Here is a 13,388-nt window from a genome sequence, read left to right on the forward strand (position 1 = left end):
CCAAGCGGCCCCGCTCGATGCGATCCGCAGCCGCTAACTCGGGCCGGTACCAAGAGCCCTCCCCATGGCTGGGATGGGGATGATTATGGGGGCGGTTTGAGTCCCCGGGGATCGATGGGGGTCGAGAAAGTTCAGGGCGTTGAGTTTGCGGGACTCTTTTCCGAGTTCGCCGTGTGAGTGATGTGCGCAGAGCAAGATGCTCCCCCTCTGGGGGAGCTGTCGCGGAGCGACTGAGGGGGAGGATCTTGGGGTGTGCGTCCTTGCTCGACCCAACATCGCCTTCCTGGGCCTTGTGCCCAGGATCCATCGTTCAGCTGCTCAGACCTTGGCAGTACGGTCGAGGTTTGAGCGGTCGCCGGCATGGGCCCTCGCCACAGGGGCGAGGGAGGCGGGGTTTTGTTGCTGGATGCGGAGACGGCCGACTTCGCGGAAGCTGAGAACGCCCCCCCTCCGGCCCTTTGGGCCACCTCCCCCAAAGGGGGAGGATCTTGTGGCGTCCGCCCTCGCCCGACCCAGCACCGCCTTCCTGGGCCTTGTTCCCAGGATCCATCGTTCAGCCGCTCAGACCTGGGCAAGACGGTCGAGGTTCGAGCGGCCGCCGACATGGACCCTCGCCACGGGGGCGAGGGAGGCGGGGTTTTGGTGCTGGTGGCGGGTTGGAGGGGGAATGGACGGCCGCCGCTGCGGAAGCTGAAAACGGCCCCCCTCCGGCCCTTCGTGCCACCTCCCCCAGAGGGGGAGGATCTTTAGCGTGCGGTCAGGGTTAGCGACGTCGCCGACGCCGCGCCCTCCGAGCGCAGCACCAGGGTGTTGGTCCCGGCGAGCAGTCGCACCGTCCCGTTGGAGCGGACAGCCGCATCGCCGTTGGCCGATACCGTCATCGGCCCCTGCCCAGCGATCGTCACCGCATAGGCCCCTGCCCGGTCGGCGGTCACCGTGTAGCGCAGCCATTCGCCGGCGGTGAAGTCGGTGACGCTCTTGCCGTCGGGGGCGATGTCGACGCCGTCGTTGCGGTAAGTGCGGCCGTTGTTCCAGAGGGTGCGGTCGGCGCCGGTGGAGACGTGGTAGTTGGCGGCGTCGGCGTCCCAGTAGGCCTTGCCGATGACGCCGAGGTCGTAGTCGACGGCGGCGATTGATCCGCCCTTGGCGGTGACGCGGTGGGGCTTGAACGGGCGGACGCTGTCGTCGTGCGGCTGGCGCAGCATGGCGTCGAGCACGTCGGGGTGGCGCAGGTTGTTCTCGAAGCGCACGTCGCGGGAGGCCAGCTTCATCAGCACGGCGTAGGCCTGGTCGGCCGGGACCGGGGTCCTGGCCTCGCCGGTCAGGGTGGCGACGACCGCGTCGAAGTCGGGGCCGACGGCGACCTCCAGCGGCTGGTTGAAGCCGATCTTCTTCAGCGGCCAGAAAGCCCAGCCGATCCCGTGACCCTCGACCAGGCGGATGGCGTCGGCGAACCAGACGTTGGAGTTCTCGCCGGATTCGCCCAGCCACACCGGCAGGCCCGTTTCGGCGCGCAGCTTCAGGATCGGCTCGACCGAGGCCTGGTCGTTGCGGTTCCAGTACTTGTGGAACGACAGGGCCAGATTGCCGTCCCAGGGCTTTCCCAATCCCTTGTAGTTGTTGCCCCAGCAGTTGCCCTCGATGATGACGAGATGGCGCTGGTCGACCTCGCGGATCGCCGCCGTGATGCGGCGCTGGAAATCCCAGAGCAGCGCCTGCTTCTCGTCGGCGCAGCCGTTGCCCGAAGCCTTCCCGTCGAAGTCCCAGTTCGGCTCGTTGAGCACGTCGTAGGCGGCGATGGCCGGCTCGTCCTTGTAGCGTTCGGCGAGCTTCTTCCAGAGGGCGATGGTCTTGCGCTGGTTCTCCGGGCTGTCCCACAGCGAGGGTCTGGCCGGATCGCGGTCGGAGATGGCCAGATCATTGCCCTGCCCGCCCGGCGCGGCGTGCAGATCCAGGATCAGGTGCATGCCGTTGGCCTTGGTCCAGGCCAGGAGGTCGTCGATGCGGCGGAAGCCGTCTTCCTTCCAGGTGTCTGCGCCGGGGACGGGCTCCTGGTCGGCCGGCGGGGTCAGCAGGCCGTAGTGCATCGGCAGGCGCACCGAGTTGAAGCCGGCGGCGGCCATGTAGTCGATGTCGGCCTTGGTGGTGTGGTTGTCGAGCCAGGCGGTGTGGATCGCCGCCTCGCGCTGCGGGCCGACCAGGGCGGCGATGCGGGCGCGGATGACGTGCTCCTGCCCGAGCTTGGAGAGCCGCAGCATGTAGCCCTCCTGCAGCATCCAGCCGCCCAGGCCCATGCCGCGCAGGATCACCGGCTGGCCCGCCTCGTCGACGATGCGATCGCCCTGGGCCTTCAGCCACTGCGGGCCGGGAGGCGGCGCTTCGGCTGCGACGGCTATCGAGACGGCGAGCAGAGACGCGGCGGCGGCCAGGACGGCGGCGAACTTCATGGACGAACTCCCCAGCGCGCGCGGCTGGTTGAGAGGTCGCCGCGACGTCGCGGGCGGAGTTGGCCCGGGGACTTGGAATTTGTCCAGATGGACGGCGCATTTGTCCATGAGGACAAATGGTTAGGGGGAAATGCTCGTAGAGATAGGCGCGGTGTTCAGGCGCTGAAATTCATCGTCATCCCGGCCCTAGCGAAGCGAAGAGCCGGGACCCAGGGGCGGCGCGCAGTGAGGCGGCTACGGCTGCCGGCGCGAACCCTGGCGCAGCGTCCAGTCCCCTGGGTCCCGGATAAGCGCTGCGCGCTTTCCGGGATGACGGGCTTTGGGCAGGCTTCCGAACGGGCGGCTAGCCGCACTTCACCTGCTGGACCACGCCCGTGTCCGGATTGAACAGGATGTTCAGGCGGTCGGCGCGGTAGTCCATGGTCACCGGGCAGGTGGTGCAGGCCACGCGCCAGCGGGAGGGATCGACCGGGGCCGGCAGTTCGGTGCGGTTCTTGCCGACGAAGGCCTGGGCGTCCTTCAGGCCGCACTGGTCCTTTTCGGGCTCAGGAGGCTTGGGCAGGGCGATGGCCGGCGGGGCGACGGGGGTCTCGGGCGGCGGCGGCGGGGCCGGCTCGGGCGCGCCGGTCGAGCAGGCCGCCAGGACCATGGCCGCGCCGAACATCACGCCAAACCGCTTCACCAACCGCGTCATGCCTTCTTCTCCCATCCGCGCTCGGCCTGCTGCCAGTAGGACACCGGGTGGCCGGCCGCCTTGAACGCCTTCCAACGGCCCCGCGCCAGCCGCAGGGCCTCTTCGTCGCGACCGTCGAACAGCAGGATGCAGCGCGTGAACGCGGCAAGGTCCCCCGGCTCGGCGCCGTCGAGCAGGAACAACGCGTCCCCGCCGTTCGGGTTGTCGAGACCGGCGCTGAGCAGCACCGGCTGGCGCTCGGCCAGGGGCTCCTCGGCCATGCCGTGCGGCAGGAAGCTGTCGTCGCGAAAGGTCCAGAGGTGGGCGTCCAGCGCGTTGAGGCGCGCCGGGTCCCCGCCCCGGACCAGAGCCTTCCAGCCGCGCCCCAGGGTCTTTTCCAGCAGCTCGGGCAGCACCTGTTCGGCGCTGCTCCGCTCCAGATGGTAGAACCAGATCTCGCAGGGCGCGGCGGACATGCGTGACGTCAGCCTTCGTAGGCGTCGGCGACGAGGCGGTTGAGCAGGCGCACGCCGAAGCCGGCCGCGCCGTCGGGCACGGTCGGATCGGTCGAACCCTTGCGCCAGGCGGTCGAGGCGATGTCGAGGTGAGCCCACGGCACGCCATTGACGAAGCGCTGCAGGAACAGGCCCGCCGTGATCGAGCCGGCCGGGCGGCCGCCGATGTTCTTCATGTCGGCGATCGGGCTTTCGATCTGCTTCTCGTAGGCCTTGGGCAGCGGCAGGCGCCACAGCGGCTCGCGCTCGGACTCGCCGGCGGCCAGCAGCTTCTCCGACAGGCCGTCGTTGTTGCTGAACAGGCCCGCATAGTCGTTGCCCAGCGAGATGATGATCGCGCCGGTCAGGGTGGCCAGATCGATCATGAACTTCGGCTTGAAGCGCTCTTGCGTGTACCAGAGGGCGTCGGCCAGCACGAGGCGGCCTTCGGCGTCGGTGTTGATGACCTCGATGGTCTGACCCGACATCGAGGTGACGACGTCGCCGGGGCGCTGGGCGTTACCGTCGGGCATGTTCTCGACGAGGCCGAGCACGCCGATGGCGTTGACCTTGGCCTTGCGGCCGGCCAGGGCGTGCATGACGCCGGCCACGGCGGCCGCGCCGCCCATGTCCCACTTCATGTCTTCCATGCCGTCGGCGGGCTTGATCGAGATGCCGCCGGTGTCGAAGCAGACGCCCTTGCCGACGAAGGCGATGGGCTGGGCCGACTTGTCGGCCGCGCCGTTCCAGCGGGCGATGACCAGCTGGCTCTCGCGGACGCTGCCTTGGCCGACGCCCAGCAGCGAGCCCATGCCGAGCTTGGCCATTTCAGCCTCGCCGAGGATCTCGACTTCCAGGCCCAGGCTTTCGAGGCCCTTCACGCGGGCGGCGAACTCTTCCGGATGCAGGATGTTGGCCGGCTCGGAGACGAGGTCGCGGCTGAACAGGATGGCGTCGGCCAGGGGCTCGAGCGCGGCGAAGGCCTTCTGGGCCTTGGCGGGGTCGGCGGCGGCGACCTTCACCGTGGCGACCGACGGCTTCTTCTCGGCCTTCTCGGTGGTGCGGTACTTGTCGAAGCGGTAGGCGGCCAGCTTGACGCCGAAGGCGACGCGGGCGGCGGTCTCGGCGTCGCCGCCGAGCTTGAGCAGCAGTTCGGTGACGCCCGAGGTCTTGACCGCGCCATAGGCATGAGCGGCGGCGATCTCGACCGTTTCCGGCTCGACCACGCCCGAACCGTCGACGCCGATCACCACCACACGGGCGGCGTCGAGGCCGGCCGGGGCGACGATGTCCAGCACCTGGCCCTTGGCGCCGATGAAGCGGCCGCCGGCCGCGGCTCGGGCGATCGCGCCGCCGGCGGCGTCGTTGACGGCCTTGGCCTCGGGCGAAAGGGCGGCGGCCTCGTAGGCGAGAACCGCGAGAGCGGCGTTGGCGCCGGCCTGGCTGTCGGCGGGGACGAACTCGATACGCATGAAGCGCTCCTGGGAAGCGGAAAGCCCCATCGCGGCGCGGCCTCAAGAAGGCCGCGATCCGACGCGACAGGACGTGAACGCCCGGCATAGTCCATGCCGCCCCTTGCGAAAAGACCGTCCCCGTTCACAGCCCCGTCACGCCGTCCCACATGATGTCTTCGGTTGTGCCAAGCCGAGCCAGACGTGTAGAACACGCCCACGCCGGGGTTCGCCGCGCGAATCCGTGAAGCCCCCGAAACCACCCCCCGCATGCGCCTGATCGAACGCTATCTTTTCCGACAGCTGGTCGGGCCGACCCTCCTGGCCACCGCGGCCCTGGCGGCGCTGGCCCTGCTCGCGCGAAGCCTGTCGGAATTCGACATTCTCGTGGAGCAGCGCCAGACCGCGTTGATCTTCGCCAAGATGATCCTGCTGGCCCTGCCGCAGCTGCTCAACATCATCATGCCGGTGGCCGTGTTCGTCGCCGCCCTGGTGGCCCTGAACCGTCTGCATACCGAACAGGAGATCGTCGTCTGCTTCGCCGGCGGCATGAGCCGCTGGCGGGTGATCTCGCCGGCCATGCGGCTGGCCGTGGGCGCGGCCCTGGTGTCGCTGGCGCTGGGCCTCTGGGCGCAGCCCTGGTCGGCGCGGCTGATCCGCGAAACGGCCTTCGACATGAAGACCGACCTGGCCTCGACCCTGGTGAGGCCCGGCGAGTTCACCGAGCCCGGACCGGGCCTGACGGTCTACGCCCAGTCGATCGACCGCGACAACCTGATCAACAACCTCTTCATCCACCAGGAAAAGCCCAACGGCGGCTCGGTCACCTACACGGCCCGCGAAGGCGTGATCGCCAAGCGCAACGACCTGCCGGTGCTGATCATGCGCAAGGGCTCCAACCAGGAGTTCTCGAGCAGCGGCGTGCTGAACTACCTGTCGTTCGAGGAATATGTGTTCGACCTGTCGAGCCTGTTCCAGAGCGACGAGCTGCTGCACTACAAGATCGCCGACCGCTATCCGCACGAGCTGTTCTTCCCCGACCTGACCCAGGAGTGGGAGCAGCACAATCGGGTGAAGCTGATCGCCGAGGGCCATTCGCGCCTGTCCAGCCCGCTCTACAACATCGCCATGATGGCCATGGCCCTGGCCGCCGTGATCGGCGGCTCGTTCAGCCGCATGGGCTACGCCAAGCGGATCGCCGCCGTCGGCGCGGCCGCCGCCGTGGTGCGCATCGTCGGCTTCGGCGTGCAGGCGGCCTGCGACGACCAGGTGTGGCTGAACCTGCTTCAATACGCCGTGCCGATCGCCGCCACCTGGTGGGGCCTGGCCCAGATCTTCCGCCAGAAGGTGATGCGCTACGTGCCGATCGGCACGCACCGCGACGACCTCCAGCCGCTGGGAGCCGCCTCGTGATCGGTCCCGGGATGATCGAGCGCTACGTCCTGCGCAAGACGCTGGCCTCGCTGGGCGCGGCCCTGGCGGTGCTGGGCGCGCTGGTGATGCTGATCGCCTTCGTCGACATCACCCGCAACGTCGGCACACGGTCGGAGGACGCGGGCTTCGGCCAGCTGCTGTACCTGACCATCCTGCAGGCGCCGGCCACCCTGCTGACCCTGACGCCGTTCATCTTCCTGTTCGGCACCCTGGGCGCGTTCGTGGGCCTGAACCGCCGCAGCGAGCTGATCGCCATGCGCGCGGCGGGCGTCTCGGCCTGGCGGTTCATCCTGCCGGCGGCCTTCGCGGCGTTCGCCATGGGCGTGGTCACCGTCACCCTGCTCAACCCGCTGACCGCGGCGATGAGCGCGCGGTTCGAGACCGAGCGCGACGCCCTGCTGGCCGGGTACCTGAAGAACGCCCCCAAGGGCGCCTGGCTGCGGCAGGGCGACGACAAGCGCCAGATCGTCATCCGCGCCCGCATCCGCGACAACACCGAAGGCACGGTGCGCCTGCGCGGGGTGTCGTTCTTCGTCTACGACGTGCAGCCGGACGGCACGCTGATCTTCTCGCGCCGCTACGAGGCGGCCGAAGCGCGGCTGGAGCCGGGCTTCTGGCGCCTGACCGGGGTCAGCGAGGCCACGCCGGGCGCCGGCGCCGTGCGCACCGACAGCGTCACCGTGCCGTCGGACCTCGACGAGCGCACGGCCACCGACCGTTTCAAGAACCCGCAGGCCGTGGCCTTCTGGCGCCTGCCCGAGACCATCGCCCGCACCGAGGCGGCCGGCTTCTCGGCCACGCCGTTCAAGCTGCGCCTGCAGCAGATCCTGGCCACGCCGCTGCTGTTCGCGGCGATGTCGGTGCTGGCGGCGGCCTTTTCGCTGCGCCTGATGCGCCTTGGCGGCCTTGCGGCCCTGGCCGGCTCTGGCGTCGCCCTCGGCTTTGGGTTCTTCTTCTTCAACGAACTGTGCGGCGCGCTGGGCAAGGCCGATCTCCTGGGGCCTATCCTGGCCGCCTGGACTCCTCCGGCCGCGGCGCTTTTGGCGGGGCTGACCCTGCTTTGCTATACCGAGGATGGTTGAGTCTGTGACGCCGGCATCGAGGCCCCTGATGATCGATCTAAGCCCAGCGCCCGGCGCGGCGGTTCGCAAGCTGCTGATGGCCGGCGTGGCGTGGCTGGCGTTCGCCGCCGGCGGCGCCCACGCGGCCCAGCCCTCCCTCGCGACCGTGCCCGAGGTTCCGGCCGTGCCGGCCGCGGCCGACGACGGCCTCGGCGACAATGGCTACTACCTCGAATCGGACCTGCTGATCCGCGACGACGTGGCCCAGACCATGACCGCCCAGGGCTCGGTGGAGGTGCGCTACCAGGGCCGCACCCTGCGCGCCCAGGAAGTGATCTACGACACCAAGACCGGCGTGGTGACCGCCCACGGCAAGGTGGCGCTGATCAACGCCGACGGCACGGCCCAGTTCGCCGACGACCTGACGCTGGACAAGGACATGCGCGCCGGCTTCGCGCGCAACTTCTCCACGCGCCTGGACAAGAACGTGAAGATCGCGGCCGCCACCGCCATCCGCCGCAACGAGCAGGTCACCGAGCTCAACCAGGCGATCTACACCCCCTGCGACGTCTGCGCCGAGAAGCCGACCCCGACCTGGTCGATCGAGGCCGACAAGGTCGTGCAGGATAAGAGCAAGAAGATCGTCTACTACCACGGAGCGCGCATCCGCCTGTGGGGCGCGCCGCTGGTCTACCTGCCGCTGTTCTGGCACCCGGACCCGCAGGCCAAGCAGAGCTCGGGCTTCCTGACGCCCAAGGTCGGGCTGTCGAAGAAGCGCGGCCTGTCCTACCAGCAGCCCTATCTGCAGGTCCTCTCGCCGTCTTCGGATGTCGTGATAAGCCCTCAAATCAACACGAAAATTAACCCATTCCTGAACGTCAATTACCGCAAGCGCTTCTACTCGGGCATGCTCGAGGCGCGCATGGGGGCGACGTACGAGAAGGAGTTCGACAACCGCGGCCACCGCTTCGGCGACGCGACCACCCGCAGCTACATCCTGGCCAAGGGCGCGTTCGACATCGACGACAAGTGGAAGTGGGGCTTCAGCGCCGAGCGCGCCTCCGACGCCCTGCTGTTCGACAAGTACGACATCAACGACGTCTACGAGCAGCGCGGCCTGTTCACGAGCGAGGATCACCGCCTGACCTCGCAGATCTACGCCTCGCGGCAGGACACGCGGTCGTGGTTCTCGGTCTCGGCCGTCTCGGTGCAGGGCCTGCGGGTCGTGGGCACCGATTCCACCACGGGCCTGGGCAACAAGTTCGAGAACAGCGGCGCCTTCCCGCTGATCGGCCCGCTGGTCGAAGGGCGCTGGGAGCCGGAATCGCCGGTGCTGTTCGGCCGCCTGCGCCTGCAGGGCTCGGGCGTGGTGCTGAACCGCTCCGAATCGCAGTTCGGCGAGTCGCCCTACTCCTCGGCCATGCAGACGGCCTATCGCGGCCAGAACGGCATCGACAGCGCCCGCGGCAGCTTCCAGGCCGACTGGCGCGCCAGCGCCGTGGTCGGCCCCGGCCTGCGCATCCAGCCCTTCGCCCAGGCCCGCGCCGACGCCTACAACATCAAGGGCGTCTACCTGACGACCGCCGCCCTGGCGGCCGGCGACGACGCCGAGGTCAACTATTCGCGCACCCTGGGCGTGGCCGGCGTCGATCTGAGCCTGCCGCTGTACAAGGGCCTGAAGAAGGGCGGCAGCGTCATCCTGGAGCCGCTGGTCCAGATCGCCACCGGTTCGGACAGCTCGCGCGTGCCGGTCGTCGTCGCCCGCGACGGCACCACGACCTACCTCTACAACGAGGACAGCTCGGCCTTCGAGTTCGACGAGACCAACCTGTTCCGCACCAACAAGTCGCCGGGCTTCGACCTCTACGAGGGCGGCACCCGGATGAACGTGGGCGGCCGCGCCACCTTCAACACGGCCGACGGCCGCGGCGGCAGCATCCTGATCGGCCGCAGCTTCCGCACCGAGTACGACCCGCTGCTGCCCAGCCGCACGGGCCTGCAGGACAAGTCGTCCGACTGGATCGTGGCCGCCACGGTCACGCCCGTGCCGGGCATCAACGCCTATGTCCGCACCCGCCTGGATTCGGACACCACCGAGATCAACCGCATCGAAACCGGCATGGACGCCTCGACGGCGCGCCTGCAGGGCTCGTTCCGCTATCTCAAGGACACCGTCGACTCCAACGGCGAGCGGCAGGAGAACTTCGAGACCCGCGGCCAGCTGAAGCTGACCGACAAGTGGGCCCTGACGGCCTTCGGCCAGCTGGACCTGGTGGCCGAAACCTGGCGTCGCCGCGACCTGGGCGTGGCCTACACGGACGATTGCATCCGCATCGACATCATCTACCAACACGAGGACCGCTATAGCTCGACCGCGACCGGGCTGAAGCTTCAGCCCGACGAGTCGATCGTGCTGCGCCTAACCCTCGCCACATTGGGTGATACAGGGTACAGCGACTAAGAAATCCATCGCGCCGGGGGGCGTGCGGGGTCCGCACGCGCCTTTGTGGCGTATCGAGGCGCGACCACCGACAGGCATCTGGAAGGTCGTCGCGTCACAGCGGTTTGAAATCGAGGCCGATCCGTCAGGGTCGGGCTCCAGAGGAACGACACTACCCATGCGGTCTGCGCGTAGCGTGACGACTTTTGCGGCCAGCGCCGCGTCCATTCTCGCCCTGACCGTGGCGGCCCTGCCGGCCCACGCGCGTCAGGTCGCGCCGACCATCGACGCCCCGGCGGCCGCGCCCCAGGCTCGGGCCAACCCGCTGTCGGAAAGCGTCGCGGCGGTGGTCAACGACGACATCATCTCGTCCTACGACCTGATGCAGCGCATGCGCCTGCTGATGATCACCTCGGGCATGCAGCCGACCCAGGAGAACCTGCCCCAGCTGGAGCAGGAGGCCCTGCGTTCGCTGATCGACGAGCACGTGCAGATGCAGGAGCTGCGCCGGGTCGAGAAGGAACAGAAGATCACGATCATCTCGACCGACAAGGAAGTCGACGAGGAGATCGGGGGCATCGCCCAGGGCAACAAGATGACCGCCCAGCAGCTGCTCGACCAGCTGTCCGCCCAGGGCGTCAGCGCCGACACCTGGCGCGCGCAGATCCGCGCCGAATCGAGCTGGCAGAACTGGATCAGCGGCCGCTACGGCTCGCGCCTGCGGATCGGCGAAGACCAGATCAAGGCCTTCCAGCGCCGCCTGGCCGACTCGGCCAGCAAGCCGCAGTACCAGGTCAGCGAAGTGTTCATCGACGCCACCCGTGTCGGCGGTCCGGACGTGGCGCTGAACGGCGCCCGCCAGCTGGTGACCCAGATCCAGCAGGGCGCGCCCTTCCCGGCCGTGGCCCGCCAGTTCTCGGCGGCGGCGACCGCGGCCAACGGCGGCGACGCCGGCTGGGTCAGCCCCGGTGAAATGCCTGCCGAGGTCGACGCGGCCCTCGAACAGCTGCGCCCCGGCCAGCTGTCGGCCCCGATCTCGGTCAAGGACGGCGTCTACATCGTCTACCTGCGCGACAAGCGCTCGGGCGCCAAGGCGACCCTGGTCGACCTGAAGCAGGTGGCCGTGGCTCTGCCCAAGGACGCCCCGGAAGCCGACGTGCAGTCGGCCACCGCCCTGCTGGCCGGCCTGAAGCCCAAGCTGACCAGCTGCCAGACCCTCGAAGCCGAGGCCGGCAAGGTGGACGGCGTCGTGGCCGGCGACCTCGGCGAGGCCGAGATCGGCGACCTGGCCCCGGCCTTCCAGGAGGCCGCCAACGCCCTCAACGTCGGCCAGATCTCGGATCCGATCCGCACCGACGCCGGCCTGCACCTGATCGCGGTGTGCGGCAAGCGCCAGTCGGGCGCCGCGGCCCCGTCGCATGACCAGATCGAAAATCGTCTTCGGGGTCAGCAGCTTGCGCTGATCTCCAAACGTTACCTGCGAGACCTGCGCAACTCCGCCACCATCGAGACCCGGTGAAAACAGACACCCTGGCCCTGAGCGTCGGCGATCCCGCCGGCGTCGGGCCCGAGATCATCGCCAAGGCCTGGGCGGCCCTCCGGGAAACCGGACCCGTGTTCATGGCCGTAGGCGATCTTCAGAGTCTGGCCGCGGCCGGCGGCGGGGTGAAGGTTCGCCCCGTGACCGGCCCGGTCGAGGCCGCCAGGGTCTTCGCCGAGGCGCTGCCGGTGCTGGACCTGCCTCTGCAGTCGCCGGTGATCGCAGGCCAGCCCTCGAGCGCCCACGCCGCCCAGATCATCCGCTGCATCGAGACCGGCGCGGGCCTGGCCCTGTCGGGCGCGGTGGCGGGCCTGGTGACGGCCCCGATCGCCAAGGCCCCGCTGTACGAGGCCGGCTTCAAGTTTCCCGGCCATACCGAGTTCCTCGCCGAACTGACCGCGCCCGCGCCCTATGACGGCGCGCGGGGCCCGGTGATGATGCTGACCGCCGGCGACCTGCGCGCCACCCTGGTGACGATCCACCAGTCGATCGGCTCGGTGCCGGCGTCCTTGAGCGTCGCGCGCATCGTCGAGGCGGGCCTGGTCACGGCCCAGGCCCTGAAGGCCGACTTCGGCGTCGCCGCGCCGCGCCTGGCCGTGGCCGCCCTCAATCCGCACGCCGGCGAAGGCGGGGCCCTGGGCCGCGAGGAGATCGACATGATCATCCCGGCGGTGGAGGCCCTGCGCGCCCGCGGCGTCGACGCCCGCGGCCCCTCGCCGGCCGACAGCCTGTTCCATCCCGACGCCCGGGCGACCTATGACGGGGTGCTGTGCATGTACCACGACCAGGCCCTGATCCCGGTGAAGATGCTCGACTTCTGGGGCGGGGTGAACGTGACCCTGGGCCTGCCGATCGTGCGCACCTCGCCCGACCACGGCACCGGCTTCGACATCGCCGGCCGGGGGATCGCCCGCCCCGACAGCCTGATCGCCGCCATCCGCCTGGCCGCGCAGATCGCCGCTCGGCGCAGCGCCGCCTAGGCTTTCGCGGCGTTTCGATCTAGACGGGGACCATGACGTCCCCTTCCCTCGCCGACCTGCCGCCGCTGCGTGAAGCGCTGGAGCGCCACGGCCTGCTGGCCCGCAAGAGCTTCGGCCAGCACTTCCTGCTCGACCTCAACATCACCCGCAAGATCGCGCGCCTGGCCGAGGTGGGCGAAGGCGACACGGTGATCGAGGTGGGCCCCGGCCCCGGCGGCCTGACGCGGGCCCTGCTGGAGACCGGCGCGCGGGTGATCGCGGTCGAGAAGGACAGCCGCTTCCTGCCGTTGCTGGGCGAGCTGTCCGAGGCCGCCGAGGGCCGCCTGACCCTGGTCGAGGGCGACGCCCTGCGGGCCGACATGGCGGCCCTGGCCGGCGGTCCGGCGCACATGGTCTCCAACCTCCCTTACAATGTCGGCACCCAGCTGCTGATCGACTGGCTGACCGGGCCTTTCCGGCCGCTGTCGATGACCCTGATGTTCCAGAAGGAGGTCGCCGACCGCATCGCCGCCCAGGACGGCGACGACGCCTACGGGCGGCTGGCGGTGATCTCGCAAACGGTGTGCACGGCCAAGGTGGTCATGGACCTGCCGGCCCGCGCCTTCACGCCCCCTCCCAAGGTCGCTTCGGCGGTGGCGCGGCTGGTCCCGCTGGCGCCCGCGCCGGACAAGGCGATGGTCTCGGCCCTGGAGCGTGTGACCGCCGCGGCCTTCGGCCAGCGCCGCAAGATGCTGCGCTCGAGCCTCAAGACGCTGGGCGGCGGCGCCCTGTGCGAAGCGGCCGGCGTCGATCCCGACGCGCGGGCCGAGACCATCCCCGTCGACGGCTTCCAGGACCTCGCCCGGGCCCTGATCGCGAGCAGCTGAGC

Annotated in this window: 10 protein-coding genes; 6 read left to right on the forward strand and 4 right to left on the reverse strand. The window is 69.6% G+C overall.

Translation table 11 applies throughout. The annotated features are described in order from the left end of the window. Positions 1–746: 746 nt before the first annotated feature. The 4 genes from AC07N1_RS15050 to AC07N1_RS15065 form a co-directional block, all read right to left on the reverse strand. Positions 747–2,447, reverse strand: coding sequence for a cellulase family glycosylhydrolase (locus tag AC07N1_RS15050; protein WP_494672548.1), 1,701 nt, complete (start codon positions 2,445–2,447; stop codon positions 747–749). Between the two features lie 343 nt (positions 2,448–2,790). Then, positions 2,791–3,141 (reverse strand): peptidase inhibitor I78, encoded by a 351-nt coding sequence (locus tag AC07N1_RS15055; protein WP_494672549.1) that lies wholly within the window; start codon positions 3,139–3,141, stop codon positions 2,791–2,793. After that, positions 3,138–3,596 carry a DNA polymerase III subunit chi gene (locus AC07N1_RS15060; RefSeq protein ID WP_110117847.1) on the reverse strand — a complete coding sequence of 153 codons (459 nt, stop codon included), beginning with the start codon at positions 3,594–3,596 and terminating at the stop codon, positions 3,138–3,140. The genes AC07N1_RS15055 and AC07N1_RS15060 overlap by 4 nt, the downstream gene beginning before the upstream one ends. An 8-nt stretch (positions 3,597–3,604) precedes the next feature. Next, complete coding sequence (locus AC07N1_RS15065; protein ID WP_494672550.1) at positions 3,605–5,086, reverse strand: leucyl aminopeptidase; 1,482 nt, start codon at positions 5,084–5,086, stop codon at positions 3,605–3,607. 249 nt (positions 5,087–5,335) lie between these two features. Between AC07N1_RS15065 and lptF the strand changes: the two genes are divergently transcribed. The 6 genes from lptF to rsmA all read left to right on the forward strand — a co-directional run bounded on the left by lptF (position 5,336) and on the right by rsmA (position 13,386). Continuing rightward, complete coding sequence (gene lptF / locus AC07N1_RS15070) at positions 5,336–6,478, forward strand: LPS export ABC transporter permease LptF (protein WP_494672551.1); 1,143 nt, start codon at positions 5,336–5,338, stop codon at positions 6,476–6,478. Then, positions 6,475–7,581 carry an LPS export ABC transporter permease LptG gene (gene lptG / locus AC07N1_RS15075; RefSeq protein WP_494672552.1) on the forward strand — a complete coding sequence of 369 codons (1,107 nt, stop codon included), beginning with the start codon at positions 6,475–6,477 and terminating at the stop codon, positions 7,579–7,581. The genes lptF and lptG overlap by 4 nt, the downstream gene beginning before the upstream one ends. A gap of 28 nt (positions 7,582–7,609) precedes the next feature. Then, on the forward strand, positions 7,610–10,021 hold the full coding sequence (locus tag AC07N1_RS15080; RefSeq protein WP_494672553.1) for an LPS-assembly protein LptD: 2,412 nt from the start codon (positions 7,610–7,612) through the stop codon (positions 10,019–10,021). A gap of 157 nt (positions 10,022–10,178) precedes the next feature. Then, a complete protein-coding gene (locus AC07N1_RS15085; protein WP_494672554.1) occupies positions 10,179–11,519 on the forward strand; it encodes a peptidylprolyl isomerase in 1,341 nt (446 codons plus the stop codon). Further along, positions 11,516–12,520: a 4-hydroxythreonine-4-phosphate dehydrogenase PdxA gene (pdxA, locus tag AC07N1_RS15090; RefSeq protein WP_494672555.1), complete on the forward strand. Its 1,005-nt coding sequence runs from the start codon at positions 11,516–11,518 to the stop codon at positions 12,518–12,520. The genes AC07N1_RS15085 and pdxA overlap by 4 nt, the downstream gene beginning before the upstream one ends. 32 nt (positions 12,521–12,552) lie before the next feature. Further along, positions 12,553–13,386, forward strand: a complete 834-nt coding sequence (gene rsmA / locus AC07N1_RS15095) for a 16S rRNA (adenine(1518)-N(6)/adenine(1519)-N(6))-dimethyltransferase RsmA (RefSeq protein WP_494672556.1) — start codon at positions 12,553–12,555, stop codon at positions 13,384–13,386. Positions 13,387–13,388: the final 2 nt, after the last annotated feature.

The organism is Caulobacter sp. GW821-FHT09B11 (genome assembly GCF_059418205.1).